This is a genomic window from Endozoicomonas sp. ISHI1 (assembly GCF_024606225.1).
Classification (GTDB): domain Bacteria; phylum Pseudomonadota; class Gammaproteobacteria; order Pseudomonadales; family Endozoicomonadaceae; genus Endozoicomonas_A.
Map to the genome: position 1 here is coordinate 135055 of NZ_JAGRPU010000011.1, position 22389 is coordinate 157443.

Below are 22389 nucleotides of genomic sequence, written 5' to 3' on the forward strand. Positions count from 1 at the left end.
TGGGAAGCTTTTCAGGCTGATTTCATGAATTTACATGGATGTCGCCTTCTCGATAGCTGCTGTTACAGTGTCGTGGTCGAGAATAACCGGCAGCGGTATTCCTTCAGGAGCACCCGGACCGTAGATAATATTGAAGGGCACACCAAATCGTCCATTCTTCTGAAGGTAGGCATTAATTTCTTCTGAAGGACGGGTCCAGTCTCCCCGCATGGTCACAACAAAGTCCTGCTGTAGGAGACTGTTGGTGGGATCCCTGTCGATGACCCTGATCTTGTTGGCTTTACAAGTGATACACCAGTCAGCGGTGACATCAACAAAGATGACTTTTCCCTTAGCGACCGAGCTGGCAATTTCCTGCTCATTCAAGGTTTTCCAGGTTAGGTTGTCTGATGTTGATTGCTCCGGTGTGAAGAAACCGGTCGACCAGGCCCCGAAGAGAACTATCGCCATTGACAGAAATAATGAGGGCAGTAGCAATAATCCTTTTCCTGATTGAGGCATCAAACTGGTCAACAAGGCGTGCAGGATCATAAGGGTTGGAATCACGGCAATAATCAAAAGCAGATAGACTGGCAGGAATACCTGAAGCAGACTGATTAGCCACAGAGAAGTCACCAGCAGCATCAGTGCCAATATACGGCGAAGGTTGATCATCCACTGTCCGGGTTTTGGCATCCACTTCAACAAAGAGGGTCTGGCAGCAATCAGCAGATACGGAAGGGCAAGACCTATGCCCAGGGCAGTGAAAATGGCAAACAGGTTGAAGCTGTTAGTCGACAAGGCAAAGGCGACGGCGGTTCCCAGGAATGGAGCTGAACAGGGCGTTGCCAGAAGTGTTGCGAACATGCCCTGAACAAAGTGGCCTGCAGTACTGTTATCACCTGCTGTAGCCAGTTTAGTCGACAGGAAAGAAGGCAGGCGAATTTCAAACATGCCCATCAGGTTGGCAGCAAAAAGAGCAGTCACCACTACCATGAAACCAATAAACCACGGATTCTGGAACTGAATACCCCAGCCAATACTGTTGCCAGTCAGCTTGAGTATCCAGAGGAAGGTCGCCAGTAACCAGAAGGAGAAAATAATGCCTGCCGCAGAACTCAGAAACTGTTTACGAGTGAGGCTGGCTTCCTGACCTGATGCATGGAGTACGGAAGAGAGTTTCATACCAAGAACAGGAAGAACACACGGCATAAGGTTAAGGATCAGGCCGCCCAGTAGAGCCAGACCCAGTAATACTATCAGGCTTGCTGCACCGCTACCTCCAGACAGTGAAATGGCAGTACCCTCTTCGACAGGCAGTGTTTTTTCAAGGCCACTGTCTCCGTTGAGAAGGGTGACTGTGACAGATTCACCCGACAGGTTGTATTCACCCAACCAGCTTGACGCATTCATAATGGCCTGAAGCTGATTACCCACAATGGTCACTTCCGGCAGACTGAAGGTTATCTCTTCCTGGCCATCAATAATGACGTCAACGGCTTTTTCCCAGCCAGTTTCAGACTGGGCAGTGACAACAACCTTGTTGTTTTCTTTATCCCATACAACAGATTCTGCGCTTAGCCCTGTGTCAGGCATATTCGTCGGAACCCTCGAAAGCGCTTTATCGATCAGGAATGATGCTTGCGGGTCTGCTTTCAGATCAGTGGGGGTAAACTCCAGTTGAATCTCATAATCTGTCAGAACGCAGACCGTGGTGCAGGAAGACAGGCGCAGTCTGGCATTGATGGCGACAGGCTGACTCAGGTCTTTGACCTGAATCAGAAGAGGAAAAACAGTGCCGTTTTTATAGCCAAGTGTGTGCAGCCCCAGCATTTCTATGCGTTCCGGAACAGGCCAGAGCCACTCAACATTTTCTATATTACTGCTGCCTTGTGGCTCTTCTGTTCGCCAATCGATTTCGGGCGGAATTCCGGCCTCACCGGGTGATCGCCAGTAAGTCTTCCAGTCACCTGATAACTGCACTTCCAGTGACGCATAAAGTTGGCGGGTGGTTGGGTCTGCTTCACCAGAGAAGTGTAGCCTGACTCTGGCCTCAGGCTGTTGAGGGTTCACCAACCAGTCCGTTGACAGAGCATAGGCAGGTCGATTGAGCAGCGAAAGAAGGAGTACCAGACATAAGCTGAAGAGCATAAGCAGGGTATTTTTTCTGCTGTTTTCCGGAGCGGTTGAAGTGCAGCTCGTCTGTGAGTGCTGATTAAACGATCGTATTTTCATGTATATCCCGATAAATTCAGGCAAACCTCAAGTCAGTTGAGTAGGGCCAAAGACTGGACGGTACAAAAAAGACCTGAGTCTATCTCGACATTGGCACCTTAGCCTGAAAAAACATTGTCAGGGTAAAATGTGGCCGACCAGCGGCCGACCTCTATCAGTCCTATGGAGAATACGTTGGGCTCTGGTGACTGGATTCAGGAAAATGACTTTTCTTTGAAATTTTTTTTCTGTTTTCTTATTCACTTCGGCTTCTAAGTTGTCGCCATGCGGATGCTGTGGCTGGCCTTTGTTCGTGTATTTATTCCTGACTTGAATTCTTTGAGTGTAAAAGCTATGAAATCAACCAACAGCTGGCTCCCATCTGAAATATCAGTCGATTGCACTTTTAGAGAAACAAGCCCAAGGTTTGCAAAAAAGTGTCGTTCAATGCCTGCTTCACTGCAAAAGCTTTGTGCAATCGTTAATAGCCTTTGCTATTGGCTGCGATCAAGGCGGCTTTGATAGGCTCAACACCCGGCTTGATCAGATTTCTATGTTGCGGTCAATTTTTTTGAGTCCGGGTGACTATTGTGAGAAATCCGCCCATTGGCAGGGGGGCCGGTGTTTGGCTGGCACTCATTGGTAGAAAGGTGTGGTAAGTGTTTTCAACAAAATAACTGATTAACACACTGAATTACTTGTGGATAACTCATGAAGTGCCTGAGATTACAGGGTGTTTTTGCATTGGTTGAAAAATAATCAGACGAGAGTGCCTTGGGTATATCAGGTCTGATGAAATCAGTATATATACGTTATTTGTTGTTTATTAGATAACAAAATTTTGTGCATAACCTGCTTCAATAATTGTTTTTTTGAGACTGTGTTCAAAGCTGTAGCCTGCTTAGAGCAGGCTACAGGCAGAAGTCTCAGTGATTACGATCCACATCAAAAGCTGCAAAAGCCTGCTGAACCGGCATGATTTCCATAGCATTAATATTGACGTGGGCCGGCCTGCTTGCGACCCAATAGATGCTTTCGGCGATATCTTCTGCTGAAAGGGGTTTCATGCCCTCATAAACGGCATCGGCTTTAGATTGATCTCCATCGAAACGCACGACTGAAAATTCAGTTTCTGCCATTCCGGGTGCGATATTGGTCACTCTGATGCCAGTCCCCAGAAGGTCAGAACGAAGATTCAGGGAAAACTGTTTTACAAACGCCTTGGTACCACCATAAACATTGCCACCAGGGTAAGGATAAGTCCCGGCAACCGACCCCAGGTTTATAATACTGCCACTGTTGTTTTTCTTGAGGGCAGGTAAAAGAGCATGAGTGATTAAAACCAGTCCTTTAATGTTGGTATCAATCATGTTCATCCACTGTTGTGTATCACACTGGTCGGCCGGTTTAGTGCCCAGGGCCAGACCGGCATTATTGATCAGAGTATGGATGTCTGAAAAAACTTCCGGGAGAGTGCTTACCGCTTTTTGAATCGCAGCTTCATCTCTCATATCAAACACGAGGCAGTGAACCGGGCAGGATGCTGAGAGTTCCCTGGCCAGTGATTCCAGACGTTTTTTTCTTCTGCCGGTAATTACCAGCTGCCAGCCTTGTTCAGTGGCAAAACGACGGGCACAGGCTTCACCAAAGCCGGAAGTGGCTCCGGTTATAAATACAGTTTTCAAGCTCAAGGGGGGCTCCTTGGAGGTCAGATCGGGTCTTTTTCATCTTCCTTATTATGTCAGATTCCCAGAATTATTATTTTTTTAGTGTCAGCGAGACTCCTGGCCATTGCTGTTGCGTAGCCTAATGTCTTCTATAGTGAGTGTCGATTACTGATTCCTTCATTGGGGTACTCCACTATGACTGTTCCACGCAGCAAGATAACGAACGAACAGGTTCACAGAGGCCAGGCCGTTTATTCAAAGGGAGTTCTGAACATCTATGATATCGCCGTACTGGGTATCTCCAACCGCCTTGTCTGGCAATGTCCGACACCCATACTTTTGGACTGGTTTAATCAGCATGTCAGCAACCCGCATCTGGATATAGGTGTGGGCACGGGCTATTTCCCTGATCACTGCCAGTTCCCAACCTGCCGACCATCGTTGACATTGGTAGACCTTAACACCAACTCGCTTGACTACGCTGGGCAGCGATTAAAAAGATATCAACCCAGTACTCTGGTGCATAACGTTTTTAAACCTTTTACCACCTTGCCGGTAAATAGCTTCAGCTCGATTAGCATTAACTATTTACTGCACTGTCTGCCCGGCAGCATCCATAGCAAAGCTGTCGTGTTCGACCACTTTAAGCCATTGCTGAATGAAGGTGGGAAATTGTTTGGTGCCACCATTCTTCGTAGTGGAGTAACTCGTACTTTGCTAGCGAAAGCTCTTATGGGCATATACAACCGGAAGGGGATTTTTAGCAATCAGGAAGATCATCTGGATGGGCTAGAGCATGAATTGTGCTCAAGATTTAATAGTGTGGACATTCAAGTGACGGGTTGCGTAGCTCGTTTTGTAGCCATCAATAAATAAGTGCAGGAATAGATCTATACCTATAATGAGAACACCCTCTGGTCTGCTGTTGATCCTATCGACTCTGTACACAAAGTATCCCACGGCTTAGCCGGGAGTGATCAGGCCCGAAGGCCTGATGTCAAAGAGAAGTTATCCGAAATCGCTGGCAGGTGTGCTACCACCGACTACTGGCTGGCTGGAAGTTGCACCCCGTGGCACGCGGATGTCTTCCACAAGAGTCTGGATATGCTTGGGGGGGGCCGCAGTCAGATGACAAACCACCATGGATACACTGAAGTTGATCAGCATGCCCAGTGTGCCAATACCTTCCGGAGAGACACCAAACCACCAATTTTCTGCTGTGTTGGCAGCGGGGTTGATGAATTTGAAGTAAACGATGTAGGCGAAGGTGAATGCCAGGCCAGTGACCATGCCGGAAATAGCCCCTTCACGGTTCATACGTTTATAGAAGATGCCCATCAGGATGGCCGGGAAGAAGGAGGCCGCAGCCAGGCCAAAGGCAAATGCCACCACTTGTGCGACAAAGGCCGGTGGATAAATACCAAACAAACCTGCAATAACAATGGCTACGCCTGCGGCGATTCGGGCAGCCAGCAGTTCCTGCTTGTCAGAGATATTTGGCATCAGGTTCTTTTTCAGCAGATCGTGAGACACCGAGGTTGAGATCACCAGGAGCAGTCCCGCAGCTGTTGAGAGTGCAGCAGCCAGCCCGCCTGCCGCAATCAGGGCTATGACCCAGCCTGGCAGCTGAGCAATCTCGGGGTTGGCCAGAACCATAATATCGCGATCAACATACAACTCATTCTCACCGGCAGATGGATCGTTGGATACCAGACGTTCGCCGCTTATACCTCGCTCAGAAGTAAACTGTGGTTTGCCTTCCATTGGTCGACCGTCAGTGTACTGGATTTTTCCATCTTCATTCTTGTCGATCCAGGCAATCAGACCGGAGTTTTCCCAGTTGGAGAACCATTCGGGCAGATCTTTGTAATTGGATTCACTCACGGTATTCAGCAGATTGATTCTTGCAAAACTGGCCACAGCAGGGGCTGTCGTATAAAGGACAGCGATGAACAACAGGGCATAACCAGCAGACTTACGAGCGTCACGAACCGTCGGGGTGGTGAAGAATCTGACAATAACGTGAGGCAAGCCTGCGGTACCGACCATCAGCGCCATGGTGATAAAGAACACATCGATAGTGGATTTAGAGCCATCTGTGTATTGTTTGAAACCCAGTTCCGTCGAGAGCCCGTTCAGTTTTTCAAGAACCGATTGTCCGGTACCTGTTACCTCACTGCCAAAGCCCAGCTGGGGAATGGGGTTGCCGGTAATCATGATGGATATGAAAATAGCAGGAATCATAAAGGCAAAGATCATCACACAGTACTGTGCGACCTGAGTGTAGGTGATCCCTTTCATACCCCCCAATACGGCGTAGAAAAAGACAATACCCATACCGATCAGAACACCCATGGTGATGTCCACTTCCAGGTAACGTGAGAATACGATGCCAACGCCTCGCATTTGGCCTGCTACATAGGTAAAGGAGATGAAGATGACGCAGATCACTGCCACTACACGCGCAGTCTGCGAATAGTAACGCTCACCCACAAAGTCCGGCACTGTGAACTTGCCGAACTTTCTGAGGTAGGGAGCCAGACACATGGCCAGCAGCACATAACCGCCGGTCCAGCCCATCAGGTAAACCGCTCCGTCACGACCAACAAAGGAAATAATACCGGCCATTGAAATAAAGGAAGCGGCAGACATCCAGTCGGCCCCCGTTGCCATACCGTTAGCGACCGGGTGAACGCCTTTGCCGGCAACATAATATTCACCCGTGGACCCTGCCCGTGACCAGATAGCGATGGCAATGTAGAGGGCGAAAGAGGCGCCGATGAAGAGGTAAGTCAGCATTTCAGTGCTCATGCTTCTTCCTCCTCTTCATAGACATTGTATTTATGATCCAGACGGTTCATCTGCCAGGCATAAACAAATATCAGTATCACAAAGGTGTAGATAGAACCCTGCTGGGCGAACCAGAAGCCCAGAGGGAAACCGCCCAGCTGAAACTGGTCAAGGTGATCAACGAACAGGATTCCGGCGCCGTAGGAAACTGCAAACCAGATGACGAGAAGGCTGAGTAACAGGCGGATATTCTCGCGCCAATAAGCGGCCGCTGCCGCTTTCCCGGGGTCTATAGGTTGTGCCACTGTGGGATTCTCCCATAATTATTATTGGTATCAGAGTCAGCGATCTATGAGTCTCGCAGGTGCAGTGACCACCATAGCAGGATATGCCGTATCTGCCTTTTCGACTTTAGGCTAATAAGAGGTATTGTGCCCATTCTCACTCTGTGACCCACAGGGTCTAAAAGCATGGGAGCCAGTAATTTGCGACACCCTCAAACAGCTTGAATCCTTGCGGGCTGACAAGAAATGGGTTCGACTGAGCTCCCACCGTATCAGCATTTTGTGATTTGTGCCGACCGTGTAGCAAGCGACACACCTGTCTTTATTATCCCCCCGGTGACTTTCATGGAAGATGTCGCCTCAAATTATGAAGCTAAATCACAATGCTGAAGAAGCTCTATCCATCAATTTCATTGAAGAATTCATCCAGATCCTCAATGCCTTGGGATTCATTCATGAGATCCTGCCAACTGTCAGGAGGCGTTCCCGCATTTACCAGTTTCTCAAACACCGAATATGCATCGGTCTTGCTACCGTAGGCACGTTTGGTTTTTTCGTCATTTACCCAAGCATATATGATGATTCTGGCTGCTTCGTCATAGCGGAAAAACAGCCGGTACTGTTGAAAAAACTTAGCTCGAAACCAGTGTTTTCTGGCTTTTCCAAGCGTCAAGCCTTGGCGGTATATAGGGTCAGAGGGATTGCTTGGAACCCGTTCAAACGCCAACTGGATTATTGCCGCCAGTCGTTTTGTGGCGTTTTTCTTTTGAAAGGAATCAGGATGCTGCTGTTTCAGTTTTTTGACCTCGACAGCCAAACTCTTGAGTTGTGCGACAAACATGGGGTGGGCCAGAATCGTCCAGCCATGAAAGTCATTACGGATGGAAGGCATTGCCGATCAATCCTCACCAAGAGTCTCATCAAGATCAGTATCAATCTCCCCAACCAGATCATTGAGCTTCCGGGCAAGCTCCGGGGAAACCGGCTTAAGTGTTTGGGGATGGTTTTTCATATCCTGCTCAAGAAAATCCAGGAAGCCTCCTATTACGGGGTCTCCCTCGTCACTCTGGTACTTGGAAAGCAGGACACTGCCATCGGAGCGAATCTCATACTGAAGCTTTTCCTGCTTGTTTAATTCCAGCGCCTTTCTGACCGAGGCCGGAATAGTCGTCTGGTAACGATCCGTCAGCGTGGATCGATCTACGAACACATTTTTCATGATGAAACCTTCGGGTGTTAACTATCAATTATCATAGTAATGCGAATGCATTACTGTGTCAAAATCGTGGTTGCGGCTAAAACAGTTATCAAGCGGGCACTGAACGCCCTGCTGACGGTAGTTCGGGGTTAAAAACAGTTCGCAATAATCTATTATAATCTAAAGCTATCTAATATAATCTCAAGAATGGATAAGAGATTAGTGAAGATAGGTGACCCAACAGGCAAAGCGACTCTTGCAGACCTTATCGGAAAACAAGCCCGTTAAAGCATCTACCGCCAACCTGGCTAAGAACCGGGCAAATCAAACAATCCTCAACTCCAGCTTTCTCCCCATCACCAGAGCGGCATTCGCCAGTGTTTTCAGGTTCAGGCTGGTGCTGTTGGGATCAAGAAGACGATCCAGTTGTGAACGGCTGGTGCCCAGGCGGCGGGCAAAGGTTGATTTGTTGACCTTCTCTGTTTCCAGGTACTCGCTGATTTGCCAGGCCAGGACTCGCTTTATAGCCTCTGCCTGGCATTCGGGCAGCAAGCCCTCTTCTTCCAGGAAGTCGTCGAAACTACTGCCAATATGGGGATTACTCATCACTTGCCTCCTTTTTGTTCCCTTAGCACGTCATCACGGCGTGTTTTTGCGAGCTTAAGATCGTTTGCCGGGGTTTTATCCGACTTTTTGATAAAGCCGTGCAGTAACACCATGTCAGCACCGGCTACTGTGAAGAGCACTCTGGCAATACGGGCATCCGATAGATGGATACGAACCTCCCAAAGCTTCGCATCCATTTTTCTTACCAGTGGCATACCGATAGGCCAGCCAATCTCAACCGTCTTAATGTCTTCACCCACCGTCCGGCGATCATCACGGGACAATGATTTCAGCCACTCCCGGACAGGCTCATTCCCTGAAGACGCAACAAAGAATCGAACGGCTATAATTTTCATTTCTTAATTGTACCAAAATTGGTACGTTTGGCAATTTACACTTTCGTCCTTGAGTCGAAGGGCCGCCTCTGGGTTATCATCGGAGATATAATCAATAATGGTCAAAAGGTCGTTACGAGCAGGGCCCAAGCACTCCAATTTATGCACGTTGTTTTTTCCTTTCGATCAAGGCTTGGGCTTCATCCATAACCTGGTTATGGGATAAAACATCTTCAGAGTTCAAGGCCTGCTTAACCTGCTCCCGGAACCAGGCATCATGCGCTTCAGGGTCACTGGTGAGGCCGACGGGCAGGCCACCTTCTTTGGTTATCCGGGTTTGCAGGATCCGAACCGCATCAGACAGGGTTAAGCCGAAGTTGGCCAGCTTTTCGGTTGCTTCTGTTTTTAATGCGGCATCTACACGGACGTGCAGCATTGATGTATGAGCCATAACAAATATCCTTTTTAAGTAATGTTTATTTCTATTCACTCGGACAATATTGCCACAGTCGTAAACGCTCAAAGTGCTTCATCCCCAACAGGCGGGATGGAATCCCATTCGGTAAATTCTTCCGGCATGGCGGCTGACAGATCGCACTGGGCCAGCAATTCATCCATTGAATAGCGTGGTCGGTTGAATTCACTGATAATAGAATTCTTCCCGGTTTTCATCTTCAATCCTCACTTTGTAATCCCATCTGGACATTCTGATCTTGATCAAATTGACGTCAGGTTAAGGTAGACCAAAATCTGGCAATATTATTGACTTAATCATAATTAATCACTATTTTTCAAAGTTGTTAATATCTGATTAAGAGAGGGATTATCATGGCTCAAACAGACACAAAGGTACTTACTGCCCATGTGCCATTACCTTTGGCCGAAAAAGTGGAACAGCTGGCAAAAAGACTTGAGCGATCAAGGGGATGGATTATCAAACAGGCTCTATCTGCCTGGATTGATCAGGAAGAGGAACGCGACAGGCTAACCCGGGAAGCACTGGCAGATGTAGACGCAAATGCTGTCATTGATCATCAGGCCGTGCAGGAGTGGGCAGAAAGTCTTGGAACTGAAACCCCCTTGCCGGTGCCGCGCTAATGGAAATAAAGTGGACGAGTAAAGCTCTTTCTGACTTGTCGCGGCTGTATGATTTTTTAGCTCTTGTGAATAAGCACGCAGCAGCTAAAACAGTTCAGTCTTTGACATCCAGTCCTGCCAGTCTTATAGAAAATCCAAGGCTTGGTGAAAGACTTGAAGCTTTTGACCCCAGAGAAGTCAGAAAGGTGCTGGTAGGGCCCTATGAAATGCGCTACGAAATCCAAAACTCAAACATTTATATTTTGAGGCTCTGGCATACCCGTGAAGATCGATAGTATTCCACGTCATAGGTACCCGAGAATCCGAGCGGATCAATCTTGTTTGTTGAGCCACAAGGCCCGGCGTTTAAATCATAGCAGTGACTACTTAATATCCACGACCTTCAAATCCTGCTGTTTTTTCAGATCCAGATCGCGGTAGCGAATCCCGGATTTATCAAAGTCTACCGATGCAAAATCAATCTCTCGAATACGGCTGTTAAACATGGTTTTGTAATAGTATTTCAAGTCTTTGGTATCCATGGCTGTCGTCCACTGAGTGGAACCCAGAGTGTCGTCTTTGGGGAGTTCATCTCTGGCCAGTACTGCACCAGAAGGAATATCAAAATTGTTCAGGATGCGCAGTGCTTCCATTGCGGCGGCATAACCGTCTTTGAGTGGGCGTACTGAGTTTCTCAGTGCTGCAGCCCGAACAAATCGGGAAACGGGAGTGTAATCGCCAGGCAGGCCTATCATGCCCGAACCAGCACCGTGAGGGGCTAACTCCAGATCGCCTACTTTAATGCCCGGTTTCGCTTTAGCGGTAAGGCCGACGTAGTTTCTCAGGTTTTGCAGATGCCACGGAAATTCTGGACTGTTGGTCAACACGCCGACGGGGTTGTCATAAATACTTAGCTTGCCGCCATGGGTGTACTCCACCACAATTGATGCCCCTGAGCGATCTGTCATCATGAAATGAATCGGCGGCACGATATTGCCCAAGCCTTTTTCCTTCACGGGGGCAACATCTACTTTTGGAAGATTTTGCTTTACCTCTTTTATCGTAGACTGAGTAGTCAGTACCCAGTTGCTGATGTCTTGAGGGCCGATTGTGTTTGCTGCTTTGGCAGGGTCATAGGGTGGAAACTCGGCGACGCCGGGCAAGTACAGCACTGAAACCGCCAAGCCTCTTACGTTCATTCCATCGATAAGCGACGGTTTGTTCAGGCCATTGATACCAACAACTCCGTATTTGGTTTTCCACCTTAAGCCCGGTTTGCCATCGGGTGTGAGACCTGTAAAGGCAGTGTCTCGTGGTATCACCATAATTTTTGATTCCAGATCGAAGGTTCCCCACTCTTCAGTGCGAGCCTGGATGACCGCATGGTCCTCTGAAACCAGCGTAATGGCTGTACAGGCCAGAGCGGTTGGAGTCTGAACAACGGTGATAAGAAGGATTGCGCTTAGAATAAAGGTTGTAACGACCGGTACTTTTAACGAAGGAATGTTCATGAAAAGTGCTCTTTGTGACAAGTCAGGCGCGAGGAAAGTATAGTCTCTTATTATGAGTTGGCCACCGCTAATCAGTTAAGGGTATGCCAGCAGGTGAGGGTAAATAGCAAGAATTGATGAACGGTTGATCGGTGACGATTGTTAATTGGCAGGGGCTGCCCATGACCTAACTATTAATCAGGCAACCAACCTTCCTCCATGATTTGCTCATAACTCCATGGGCATTCAGGCGGGAAATCATTCGTTTTGCACTGCATATCGTTGGCGGCTAACTTCCTGGCATGTTTATAAGCCTTTAAAAAAATCTCATCCAGCTTATTGTTTAGCCCCGGGTTTTCTTCCAACTCCTGTTGAATGGCAATTGGTTGCTTGCCGATACTGATCGCCCAACTCCGATACCACTGATCCATGCCATGAAGATCATACTTTTTCGATTGCATTTGCCATTTAAGCGCATGGAGAAACAACTGCTCAAGAGAACTCTTTAAAGTCCGGTAACGAGCCTTGCCCATGTCTTCAACTTCTTCAAGCAGATTGTCGATGTCCAACTCGCTGAAACGGCCTTGTCTGATCAACTCGGCTTGTTGGTACGACCAGCTATAGAAATCAGTTTCGTACAAATCGCTCATTGAGGGTCTCCTCTGGTCAATGGTCAGTATACACAATCATCTCTTACCCGACCGCTACCTCTTGGCGATTATAAAACAAGCAATCATGCACCAAAAAAACACCTGTGGGGAAAGGAGGGACAAGTTGGCCTGCTTCAAGCTCAGCAGCAAAGTGGCGATATAAAAATCTACTATCTGAGCATGGTTAATGACATGAAAACTGGCGGCCCCAATCTTCCTGTAAATGGCCCAAGGGGCAGGCAGGATACACATCAAAATCCATCGATACCCTCCGGTAATACCCAACCCTCGAAGGTCAATATGGGCCCCCGGGACGTGTCTGTTCACAAAACGACCGGTGCTGCATTGGAAGGTTTGGAAGGTAAAGCAGGCCAGCACTCCCCTTATGTACCTATCCACAAACGGGATGTTGTCATTGAGAAAGTGAAGGGCAGCTTCTGGAACGCCCTCCTGCGAACCTTTTCCACTGCAGCGATGGGGTTCATCCGACTCGGAATGGGCGTCCTTGGCAACAAGGCCAACGACCAGTTAGATAGCAATAAAAAGTTTGCTGGGGAAAACAAAAAGAAACTGCAGACCTTTATGGCTGAGATGAAATCCATTCAGGTTAAACAGAATAAATTAAGACAAAAGCTTCCCCACCTGAAACCTGACGAGCAGCATCAATTTGCAGAACTCCAAAAAAGGTTTTTTGAATTAAGAGCTGAACTGAGCAGGCTGGAGCTAAACATTCAGGGGATCAATCAGACAGAGCCTCTCCTGGAAGCCTGGGATAAGACGATCAAGAAAGAGATGCAAGACTTCCTGGCGTTGATCAAAGAGCAAATGGGTCCCGGACTTAAACTGATACATGGGCTTCAACACGTTTTTAAAAAGTCCGAAAAAGGGCCGTCTGCTGGCAAGGTTTATCACCTCAATCTGGGAGATATGTCGACCAAACTATCGACCGGTGCTGAGCTGAAGGTGCAAAACGTTGGTGTGTTTATAGAGCAGTGTTCTTTGTCACCCACGGGTGAGCTGACACTGGATATTGCCGATATCAGGGCAGATGTATCGTCAATGGGTGCCAGTGGCGAGGTCGAGCCAATGACTTTATCCGGAGGCATCCGTATCAAAATGAAGCCTCCGGCCAGTGGCTACTTGCACAAGGCGTTGACCGGCAATATCGTGAAAGCTCCCATGCATCTTTATGGATTGCACAAAGCGCTGAAGCCTGTTTTTGATGGCATGTTCACAAACCCGCCTAAATCCAGGTTCAGTGATGTGGCTGAAGTGTCTGTTAAAAGCCTTCAGTTAGAGAAAAAAGATGGACAAACTTTGGCGCTGCAAGACGCTCCGTTTGCTCACTCGCTGATTGATTTGGTGATCCCGCTAATGTCGGGAAGCTCCAAGCCTCCTCTTGCAGCATTGGAAGCTGAGAAGCAATGGAAGCATAAAGGATTGGAAGTGGTATGCGAAAATCTGGCCAAAGAAGAAAAAGAGCGAAATGACGATCTTGGTCAACTCCGGGAAGATATGAAACGCATGCCTGAGGGCGAAGCAAAAGACCGGTGTCAACAAATGGATCATCAAGCGGCCAGCGAGCTGGAAATGGTAGCGAAAGAGAAAGCAGTCAAAAGCCGCGAGTTAATGTTTAGCAAACAGGCAAGAGACGTTCAGCAAAAACGATTAAAAGATATTGAGTCGTACGTTGAGATGAACCGGGTGCTGATCGATCTGGTCTATGGGCTGGCGGCTGTGGCCAATGCCAACCCGGCAGGCTTACAAAAGCATTTTGATATTCCGGAAATGAATATTCCTGTATCAAATACCTGCTCTGTTGACTTGAATCAGCTCAAGATCAATGTATCTGATTTTTCTTTCAGTGAACGCGGTGTCGTGGAGCTGAGTATTCCGGAGATGGCCAGCGATATCACCGTTCAGAACGAAGCGACGGGAGAGAAAAGGTCGGTACCGGTCATCGCCAGAGGCGCAGCTATCAAAATTCGCCCACCCTATGGACCCCTGGTCAAGGAACTGTTGCAGCTGAAGTTTCCAGTGGACTCCAACACACTGGAAAAAGTCGTTATGCCGATTTATAGGGAGACGGCCAAAAAGAAGCACTCGGGGGGGGCTCAAATCTCTGATTATTTGGAGATTGATCTGGGTACGGTTTCCTGCCTGACCCGGCAGGGGGAGGTGACTTTCTCAGCGGAGAAAGATAGCCAGTACCAGCAGCGCAGCGAGGAGTTTGTAAAGAAAACCGGAGACCTGCTTTCGAATGATGTTGATGCAGTGGAGATGTCGTCAGCACTGGCGTCGGCAGGTTTAACCCAGGAGTCTCAGCAGAAAGTCTGGAAACTCTGTGAAGAGGGCGTTTTTGCTGATCCCGTTGTTTTTGCGCCAGAAAAACTGCAGCACCTGGTATTGCCGCTCTCTCAGAACGAATCGCAACAAGAGCCGCAGCAAGAGAGGGTGGATGAACCTGTTCAGGACGAAACTGGTGAAGGTTATAACAGCTCCACCTCTCTGGATTCATTGAAAGTTGAGCCGCCAGTATCACGGACTTCATCGCTGCCGGAGGTAGAGGTACCCTTGAACACGGAAGTGACTTCCCCTTTTTCAAAACCGAAATCACCAGAGAACTCAACCCCGGATGCTGAGGTCTCAAAACCTGATCCTGTCGTAACAACTTCAATGGATAGTACGTTTTCAATAGATAGTACGCTTTCAATAGATAGTGTGCCCACAGATGACACGCTTTCAATAGATAGTGTGCCGACAAATCCGGAACCTCCGCAGAATGTAATGGCACGATCTTCTGTTTTTGAGCCTGAACGGCTTCAGTCAACAACAGTTAACGCTCGAATAACCGACGCAGTCACACCACCTTCATCATCGTTAACTGAAAAGGTCGAAGCATCCAAAGTCGAAACACCCAAAGCCGAAGAAGCACCGGTCAGGAAGCCTTTATCCCAGGCCGTTGTCCAGCCTGCCACAGAAAAGTCACCAGAGGCATTAAAGTTCAATGACTTGAAAGACTGCGTAGGGGTAATTAATCCACAGTTCCGGACAAAAGATGGAAAAAGGATGGCTGATTTCGAAATGCGAATTGCTCCACAGAGCTTGATGAAAAAACTGTCCTTGTGGATGAGCTTCTTCCTCGGTAAGAAAGAGATGACCGTACAGGTGGTTCTGCCCATTGTCGGAAAAGGTTCGAGGCTGCAACTTCAGTCACCTTCTGTTCAATTGAAAAAGCAGGATTCTTACAACCCAGCCGTCTGGTTAGCGACTTTTGTGTTCAATCGCAGGCTCAGGAAGATGCAATACCAGTTGGAGCTGGACCAGGTTGAGCAGCAGAAGCGTCTAAGTCTCGCTCAAAAGTCTCTGGACAGCCCGGCCTGAGGCCGGGAGTCTGTTTTCAAAACACCCTCAACGGACATTCAGTGCTTCATCCCGGTAGCGCAAAAAGGGTTCCAGAAAAAATTCCAGCAGTCGGCGTCTACCGGTTTTTACCTCGGCAGAGACCATCATATCCACATGCAAAGGTTCATTCTGACCGTTAACATTGACAAATTGCTGGTTCAATCGGATGTATACCGGGTACATTAATCCCTGCTCGCCCAGGTTCCGTGCATCTTTGGAAACCAGCTCAACTACGCCTTGCAGATAGCCAAAAAATGTATATGGAAAAGTTTCTATTTTGATATCGGTCACCATCCCCACCTTCACAAAACCGATATCCTTGTTTTCCACCATGACTTCCGCCTGTAGCTGGGCATTGTCCGGAACCAACGACATCAAAGTGACCGCCGGCTGGATCACCGAGCCGTCACCCAGCACCGATAATTGTTGTATCGTGCCGTCTTCCGGTGCCCGGATATAACAATTCTGGTTGTGTTCCCTGGCTTTAATAATGCTGATCTCTAGTTCAGTAATCTTGTCACTGAACTCATTGAGTTTTTCCATGCGTTCATGCCGAAATGCTTTTTGTCTACTTTCTTTTTCGCTAACAAGGGCTGCCAACTCTGCCTTTGCTTCATTCTGGTGACTCTGTTGGACTTGCAGCTGCTGGCTGGTATCCAGCTGTTTTTCCCTGACGGCTAGCCACTCCAGTCGTGAAACAAGGCCTTTGTCCAATAATTGCCGAGTCGCTTTTTCATTTTCCAGATGCAGGGGGTTAAGCATTTGCAGTCGATCAATTTCGGCCTGAATCGCCATGATTTTTGCCCGGCGCTGACTGATTTGCTGCACTATGGATTGATTGCTGCTCTGATAATGCTGGTAGTCATAATCCAGTAACTGTTGCTGGCGAAACCACTGGTCAGGGCTTGGCTTTCCCGAGAGTGGTAGCTTAGCCTGGGTAATCCACTGCTGCAGGTTGGGAGGCGGAGCCAAAGGCGTTTCCGTTGCCGATTCAAGCAACAATTGCAATCGCCCGACATTGAGTTGGTTGTGCAGCAACATGGCTTCAATCTGGCGAATATCAGCTTCTGGTTCAGTGGGGTTTAGCTTGATCAGTAATTGGTTTTTATCAACATGCTCACCTTCTGTGACATAAAGGGTATCCACCCGGCCAGCAATCAGTGATTGTATTTCCTTGACCTTGCCCACTGGTATTATTCTGCCATTGGCAGTGACTTCGGTGTCAATAAAGCTGAACCAGCTCCAGAGCAAAACAAAAGTCAGCAGGGCACAAATTAGCAACATCAGGACATGAGCAAACGGTGACGGTGGTGATTCGAGAATTTCAACCGCTGCCGGCAGAAACTCCAGTTCATCTTTTTTGCGCCTGACCTGAGGATGCTTTTTCTCATGGTGCAGGCTGTCCCTGATCAGCGTGAATATGCGTCCCAATGGTTTAAACACGTTCTGCTACACCGATTTGTGAAGACCACAGCTGAGCATAGCGGCCACGCTGTTGAACCAGCTCATTATGGCTGCCATCTTCTTCAATAACCCCTTTTTCGATCACCACAATCCGATCGCAATGACGGATAGTTGAGAGTCGATGGGCGATGATGATGACGGTGCGGCCTTTGCAGATAGCCCGCATGTTGTCCTGAATAATTTTTTCTGACTCATAATCCAGAGCTGATGTTGCTTCATCAAAAATCAGGATATTGGGCTGGGTGGCCAGTGCTCTGGCTATCGCCAGGCGCTGAAGCTGTCCGCCTGATAGCCCTATGCCGCGCTCACCCAGCTCAGAATTGTAGCCATGGGGCATTTCGATAATGAAATCATGGGCTCCGGCCAGTTGGGCTGCAGCGATGACTGATTCCATATCCAGGGTTGGATTCGCAAGAGCAATATTGTCCCGAATGGTGCCATTAAACAGCACGCTGTCCTGGAGGACGACACCGATCTGGCGTCGGATCCAGGCTGGGTTTAATAGTGAAAGGTTGGCACCATCAATATAAACCTTGCCACTTTCTGGTATAAAGAGCCGCTGGATCAGCTTGGTCAGCGTTGACTTGCCAGAGCCTGAACGGCCGGCAATGCCGATCACTTGTCCTGCAGGAATGTTCAGGTCTATGCGGTTCAGTACTGCGGGGCTCGAAGGGCTGTAGCGAAAAACAACATTTTCAAGCCTGATGGCTCCTTTCATTGCCGGTGGTGAAGATTGGCTTAAATGACTTTGGGGCTCGGTGGGGGCATTGATGATGTCACCGAGACGGGCGATAGCAATGCGAAATTGCTGAAAGTCTTGCCAGAGTTGGGCAAGCCTCAGGATGGGGGCAGAAATCTGCCCTGAAATCATATTGAAGGCGATCAATTCGCCTACCGTCATATGCCCATGAATGACCTCCAGAGATCCTTGCCACATCAACAGGGCAATGAACAGTTTGTTCACCAGCTGTACCGACTGACTGCCGTACATGCCCGTCACCACGGAACGGAAAGAGGCCTGGGCAAAACCGGCCAGCTGATGTTCCCAGCGCTGGCGCATCTGGGGTTCGATGGCCATGGATTTAAGGGTCTCTACCCCGGTCAGGGTTTCGGTCAGAAATGCCTGGTTAATGGCACTGCGGTGAAACAATTCTTCGGTTCTCTGGCGCAGGCGGGGAGTGATCAAAATAGAAATGATAATGTAGAATGGAATCGAGCTGACCACGATCCAGGCCAGCCGACTGGAATAGAAGAACATGACAGCTATAAACAACAAGCTGAAAAACAGATCAATGACCAGAGTGAGAGCACTGCTGGTCAGGAAATTACGCACATTTTCCAGCTCACGCACACGAGCCACAACCTGACCCACGGGTCGATTCTGGAAGAAAGCAACAGGAAGTTTCAGCAGGTGCCGGAATAACCAGGTACCTAATTCAACATCAACCCGGTTGGTGGTATGTGAAAAAACATAGGTTCTCAAGCCACCCAACATAACCTCAAACAGGGAAATGGCCAGCAGCGCGATAACCAGTACATTCAGAGTCATTTCCGCCCGGTGAACCAGCACTTTGTCCATCACCACCTGAAAAACAAGTGGCGTCAGCAGGGCAAATAGCTGTAAGAAAAACGAAGCAATCAATATGTCTCTGAACAGTTTTCGAAACTTGACAATAGCCGGTATAAACCAGTTGATATCGAAGTGCTGATTTTTGCCTGGCAGAATGCTTCGATCAGTCATTAAAATGGCCTGGCCACGCCAGTGACTCCAGAGGTCATCCAAAGAAATTGACTCTGGTCTCATTCCCTCCCGTTGAATCAATGCTTTGCCATCGCTGATGGCGGCTATAATGAAAAAATGCTCGTTTTTGTCTATGGCAATAAACGGACAGTGTATTTTAGCTAATCGCTGTCGCCTGATTCTAACTTGTCTGGCTCTCAGTTTCAGTTGTCTGGCGGCTCTGAGCATAGTCAGTGGGGTCAGGTCTTCTCCCTCTGGGCAGAACTCATGTTTGATGACACTCATGTCAATGGTTTTCTTCAGGTATTGCGTCATCAATAAAAAGCAAAACAAGCCACTCCCGGCAGATGGCTCGGTATCAGCATCTGTAGTGCCCATTGGCAATATCCTTGTTCTTGGTTCTGTTGCAAAAAAACGCTTCAACCTGAAGGTGCAGTTCGCTAATCCGTTACAGCTGTTTAGTTGAGTCTTGCATTGTAGACTTTCCCGGCGGTCCCGTTACAAATTTTTTGCATACCATAAAAACTGGTCTTTCAGGCACAGTGAGAAGTTTTTTAGAAGTTTTTTTGTAAGCAGACCCTTGATTAAGCATGCTACCTTATATGGTCAGCTATTTTAGTTTAGTCGTGAGAGGTTCTCACTTTCGCGGAAATGACTGGAACGGTAAATTCTGCCTTACCGCCCGGGAAGTAATATTGATCATGAATACTGATATTTTACGTAAAGTTTCTGCCTGTTTTGAGGCTCTCGGGGGCTGTACTTGCTTTACCGTTATTTTTCTATTTTTTGGGATGCCTTCTTTCGGACTTGGACTGACATTGATTGACAATGTGTTGATGCACGAAACCTATCAGGTTGCAAATAAGACCCAATGGTTTGGTGCTCCTGCGGGCGTTGCATTATTTGCCCAAAAACACAATGTAACTGCGAATATGACAGTGGTTGTTTTAAACGACAGAGGGCTCTGTCTTGCATTCCATTGTTCAGAGGGTTCTGACCAGTGTGTTGTGCAAACGACGATCCAGATATCACCCAACTCAAGACAACACCGAAGCCTGGTTAAAAGAGAAAACTGCTTCTACGTGGCCAGTGATTCGGATAAAGAGGGAGGAAGTATTGGCAGCTTCATTTGGGAACAGGGGCAGCTGACCACAGGCCCTTTGGTGGCGTTTGCTGGTGTCTCGTCGCTTGGGGTGAGCCCTGATGGTAAATGGCTGGCGGCTTGCTCTCTACTCATGGGTGAGTTGCGGGTTTATCAGCAGGAAAAAAACTGTCAAACGGGATCATTCCAACGCTTTGGTGGACAAAGTCACTATCTTTTTCGCCAGGGCTGCTCCTCTGCCAGTTTCAGTAAAGACAGCAAGCAATTGTGTGTCAGTTGGACGTTTGACAACCAAATAGCCTGCTTTGAGCAATCGGCTGGAGATTGGCGGCCTGTAACGGTACTGACACCGGCTATTGATGAGGTGGTTATTGATCAACCCGTTGGGGCTACCTTCGCAGATGCACACTTGTTGGTTATCCATAGAGGTGGAGAGTTAGTTTTATGCCCTCCCAAGATGGTTAATCAAACCACTGGCACGGGTCCTGCTCACTATTCCTACCAAGCTCTTGGTTGTCGGTTGTATTCCCATCAATGTCAAACCGCTACCGGGCAGCAGGCCATGACCCAACAGGTTTGTTCATTCAATCCGTGTGAGAATGCCATGTTTCCACCGAATGGGGAGGGAGTGGAGGATACCATCGAGTCAAGCTGGCCAGACCTGGGAAAACTGGATGAAATCCGACAGTACTACAGCAATACCTTTTTGATTGCTGGCGAGCGGGGCTTGCACGTTGTTCAGTTTGACAATGGTAGCATCTGTTATCAAACAACTCTGGCCAGCCCCCATGGAAGTGCGGATTGGCCGGGAAACCGAATTACGTTTGACTTCAGTGGTGACCAGCTAGTGGTCGGTAGTCGCTTTAATCATTCCGTCCATCTCCTGAAGATTCATCAAGCGGGTGGTCGGCCCCTTGGTTCGTTTTCACCATTGCGGGTTGCTTCGATGATGTCGCTAGTGACCACGTTGTTTAACGCTGTTGCTATTTTGCGATGCTGGTGACTCACTTTTTGTTTGCAAAATGATGATGGCCTGTTATCCGTTTTTGAAGGGGGTCGGAATACCCCTGTATGTCGGACCCTCAGGTTTTTCTACGCCTTAAATTACCGAAAAATTACAACAAATGGAGATACAACGTGATTGACAGTAACCTTTGGCGCTGCCCTGGTGGCACTCATCCACGACGATCAGGTCAAAGAAGTCGGGCGAGAATTGCCTGAAGATGTAATGCTCTTCTTTCTTGCCCGTCACCGCCTGGTAAAGCACCCGGCAAAGGCATCTGTGCTTTGGTAATTCATTTTGATTCCCTTCTGTTAATTGCCTACATTGGTAGGCCAATGGAGGTATTTTATGGAAAACTTGTACGACACTGATTTCTACACATGGTCCTACCAACAAGCTGAGCTTATCAGGCAAGGCCGTTTTGATGAACTGGACATTGACAACCTGGTTGAGGAAGTTGAGGACATGGGTAGAGCCCGTTACCGTTCTGTAGATAGCCGTTTGTCTCAATTACTCATGCACGCTCTTAAATGGCAGATGCAGGTTGGAAAAAATGATCTGCATGAGATGGATCGTTGGTTCCGAAGTTGGTCAACCAGTATTGCCAAGCAGCGGGACGCCATAGAGAAAGAGCTTCAGGAAAATCCTGCTCTCAATAGCAAATTGACTGAGATTTTTCCGAAGGCTTATGATTATGCCCGAAAGCTGGCCGCCAGAGAGATGCTGTGCAAACCCGACGCTTTCCCGACTGAATGCCCATGGACCTACGAACAAGTCATGACAGAAGACTGGCTGCCGGAGGCGGACCATGACTGATTTATACAAATTCTGTTTCGACTTCCATAGTCGCCAGATGGTCTGGAAGGCGGTGTAGGTTTTGCCGGTACCAGAGGCCATGACCAGCAGGATACGATCCTGGCCCTTGGCGATGGCCTCAATGGTCCGTTTGATGGCGTTGGCCTGATAGTAGCGCGGACGTTTGCCGTCCTTGTTGATATAGAAGGGGCGCTGATGCTTTTACGAACGGAGTATCAAGATGGTCGGCGTATTCCAGTGCCTGTTGCCGACCTGCTCCCACACTGTGGTTATTATCTTTGGCTTCAATGACGGCGATTGGCAGGCCGTCCCGTTAGAAGAGCAGTTAGTCAGCCCGCCTTTCTCCCCTCCCCCGGCTGTGGAGTGTGCCTTTGACGGTTATACGACCAACGGCAAAGGTAACTTCTTCGCGAATTTGCGTGTGTATGTTCCAGCCGGATTTCTCTAGCAGCCTGTCGGACTTAAGCGTCCGTAGCGAGGATTGCAAGAAATTGAGGATAAAAATTTCTGCTTCTGAGGAGAATAGCGAGCTATTTGACGAAGAAGCAGGAATTTTTAGACCAATTTA

General features: G+C 48.3%; 21 protein-coding genes and 1 pseudogene. 6 read left to right on the top strand and 16 right to left on the bottom strand.

The features are described from left to right. Positions 1-30 precede the first annotated feature (30 nt). Both KBW69_RS09390 and KBW69_RS09395 read right to left on the bottom strand, forming a co-directional pair. Positions 31-2214, bottom strand: coding sequence for a protein-disulfide reductase DsbD (locus tag KBW69_RS09390; protein ID WP_257275113.1), 2184 nt, complete (start codon positions 2212-2214; stop codon positions 31-33). A 905-nt stretch (positions 2215-3119) separates the two neighbouring features. Continuing rightward, positions 3120-3878, bottom strand: coding sequence for an SDR family oxidoreductase (locus KBW69_RS09395; RefSeq protein ID WP_257275112.1), 759 nt, complete (start codon positions 3876-3878; stop codon positions 3120-3122). Positions 3879-4055: 177 nt separating this feature from the next. Between KBW69_RS09395 and KBW69_RS09400 the strand changes: the two genes are divergently transcribed. Beyond that, positions 4056-4736, top strand: coding sequence for a class I SAM-dependent methyltransferase (locus tag KBW69_RS09400; protein WP_257275111.1), 681 nt, complete (start codon positions 4056-4058; stop codon positions 4734-4736). A 132-nt stretch (positions 4737-4868) separates the two neighbouring features. Here the strand turns inward: KBW69_RS09400 and KBW69_RS09405 are convergent, their stop codons facing one another. The 8 genes from KBW69_RS09405 to KBW69_RS09440 all read right to left on the bottom strand — a co-directional run bounded on the left by KBW69_RS09405 (position 4869) and on the right by KBW69_RS09440 (position 9745). Continuing rightward, on the bottom strand, positions 4869-6671 hold the full coding sequence (locus KBW69_RS09405) for a sodium:solute symporter family protein (RefSeq protein WP_257280697.1): 1803 nt from the start codon (positions 6669-6671) through the stop codon (positions 4869-4871). Beyond that, the gene (locus tag KBW69_RS09410; protein ID WP_257275107.1) at positions 6668-6955 is read right to left on the bottom strand and encodes a DUF4212 domain-containing protein; all 288 of its coding nucleotides are present in this window, start codon (positions 6953-6955) and stop codon (positions 6668-6670) included. Before KBW69_RS09410 ends, KBW69_RS09405 begins: the two co-directional genes overlap by 4 nt. 376 nt (positions 6956-7331) lie before the next feature. After that, positions 7332-7826, bottom strand: coding sequence for a type II toxin-antitoxin system YhaV family toxin (locus tag KBW69_RS09415; protein WP_257275105.1), 495 nt, complete (start codon positions 7824-7826; stop codon positions 7332-7334). A gap of 6 nt (positions 7827-7832) precedes the next feature. After that, positions 7833-8153, bottom strand: coding sequence for a type II toxin-antitoxin system PrlF family antitoxin (locus KBW69_RS09420; protein ID WP_257275103.1), 321 nt, complete (start codon positions 8151-8153; stop codon positions 7833-7835). 303 nt (positions 8154-8456) lie between these two features. Continuing rightward, a complete protein-coding gene (locus KBW69_RS09425; RefSeq protein ID WP_257275095.1) occupies positions 8457-8738 on the bottom strand; it encodes a helix-turn-helix domain-containing protein in 282 nt (93 codons plus the stop codon). Next, positions 8738-9094: a type II toxin-antitoxin system RelE/ParE family toxin gene (locus KBW69_RS09430; protein WP_257275094.1), complete on the bottom strand. Its 357-nt coding sequence runs from the start codon at positions 9092-9094 to the stop codon at positions 8738-8740. Before KBW69_RS09430 ends, KBW69_RS09425 begins: the two co-directional genes overlap by 1 nt. Before the next feature lie 139 nt (positions 9095-9233). After that, positions 9234-9524 (bottom strand): type II toxin-antitoxin system RelB/DinJ family antitoxin, encoded by a 291-nt coding sequence (locus KBW69_RS09435; protein ID WP_257275093.1) that lies wholly within the window; start codon positions 9522-9524, stop codon positions 9234-9236. 68 nt (positions 9525-9592) lie between these two features. Then, a complete protein-coding gene (locus KBW69_RS09440; protein ID WP_257275091.1) occupies positions 9593-9745 on the bottom strand; it encodes a hypothetical protein in 153 nt (50 codons plus the stop codon). Positions 9746-9901: 156 nt separating this feature from the next. Here KBW69_RS09440 and KBW69_RS09445 point away from each other — a divergent pair, with 156 nt between their 5' ends. Both KBW69_RS09445 and KBW69_RS09450 read left to right on the top strand, forming a co-directional pair. Beyond that, positions 9902-10171: a CopG family ribbon-helix-helix protein gene (locus KBW69_RS09445; protein WP_257275089.1), complete on the top strand. Its 270-nt coding sequence runs from the start codon at positions 9902-9904 to the stop codon at positions 10169-10171. Further along, positions 10171-10446, top strand: a complete 276-nt coding sequence (locus tag KBW69_RS09450; RefSeq protein ID WP_257275087.1) for a type II toxin-antitoxin system RelE/ParE family toxin — start codon at positions 10171-10173, stop codon at positions 10444-10446. The genes KBW69_RS09445 and KBW69_RS09450 overlap by 1 nt, the downstream gene beginning before the upstream one ends. Before the next feature lie 87 nt (positions 10447-10533). Here KBW69_RS09450 and KBW69_RS09455 read toward each other — a convergent pair whose 3' ends face one another. After that, positions 10534-11661 carry a choloylglycine hydrolase family protein gene (locus KBW69_RS09455; protein ID WP_257275086.1) on the bottom strand — a complete coding sequence of 376 codons (1128 nt, stop codon included), beginning with the start codon at positions 11659-11661 and terminating at the stop codon, positions 10534-10536. A gap of 173 nt (positions 11662-11834) precedes the next feature. Beyond that, a complete protein-coding gene (locus KBW69_RS09460; RefSeq protein WP_257275085.1) occupies positions 11835-12290 on the bottom strand; it encodes a DUF29 domain-containing protein in 456 nt (151 codons plus the stop codon). A 192-nt stretch (positions 12291-12482) separates the two neighbouring features. On the opposite strand from KBW69_RS09460, the gene KBW69_RS09465 reads away from it, so the two are divergent. Next, a complete protein-coding gene (locus KBW69_RS09465) occupies positions 12483-15674 on the top strand; it encodes a hypothetical protein (protein WP_257280698.1) in 3192 nt (1063 codons plus the stop codon). 27 nt (positions 15675-15701) lie between these two features. On the opposite strand, the gene KBW69_RS09470 is transcribed toward KBW69_RS09465, so the two are convergent. Next, on the bottom strand, positions 15702-17138 hold the full coding sequence (locus KBW69_RS09470) for an HlyD family type I secretion periplasmic adaptor subunit (RefSeq protein ID WP_257280699.1): 1437 nt from the start codon (positions 17136-17138) through the stop codon (positions 15702-15704). Continuing rightward, a complete protein-coding gene (locus KBW69_RS09475; RefSeq protein ID WP_257275080.1) occupies positions 17131-19278 on the bottom strand; it encodes a type I secretion system permease/ATPase in 2148 nt (715 codons plus the stop codon). The genes KBW69_RS09470 and KBW69_RS09475 overlap by 8 nt, the downstream gene beginning before the upstream one ends. A 323-nt stretch (positions 19279-19601) precedes the next feature. Between KBW69_RS09475 and KBW69_RS09480 the strand changes: the two genes are divergently transcribed. Further along, the gene (locus KBW69_RS09480; protein ID WP_257280700.1) at positions 19602-21005 is read left to right on the top strand and encodes a WD40 repeat domain-containing protein; all 1404 of its coding nucleotides are present in this window, start codon (positions 19602-19604) and stop codon (positions 21003-21005) included. A gap of 96 nt (positions 21006-21101) precedes the next feature. Here the strand turns inward: KBW69_RS09480 and KBW69_RS23745 are convergent, their stop codons facing one another. Beyond that, positions 21102-21269, bottom strand: a complete 168-nt coding sequence (locus tag KBW69_RS23745) for a DEAD/DEAH box helicase family protein (protein WP_373690684.1) — start codon at positions 21267-21269, stop codon at positions 21102-21104. An 84-nt stretch (positions 21270-21353) separates the two neighbouring features. Between KBW69_RS23745 and KBW69_RS09490 the strand changes: the two genes are divergently transcribed. Beyond that, a complete protein-coding gene (locus KBW69_RS09490) occupies positions 21354-21821 on the top strand; it encodes a DUF29 domain-containing protein (protein ID WP_257275067.1) in 468 nt (155 codons plus the stop codon). Between the two features lie 12 nt (positions 21822-21833). Here KBW69_RS09490 and KBW69_RS23750 read toward each other — a convergent pair. Next, positions 21834-22320: pseudogene (locus tag KBW69_RS23750) on the bottom strand (DEAD/DEAH box helicase family protein); the annotation flags it as partial. Positions 22321-22389: the final 69 nt, after the last annotated feature.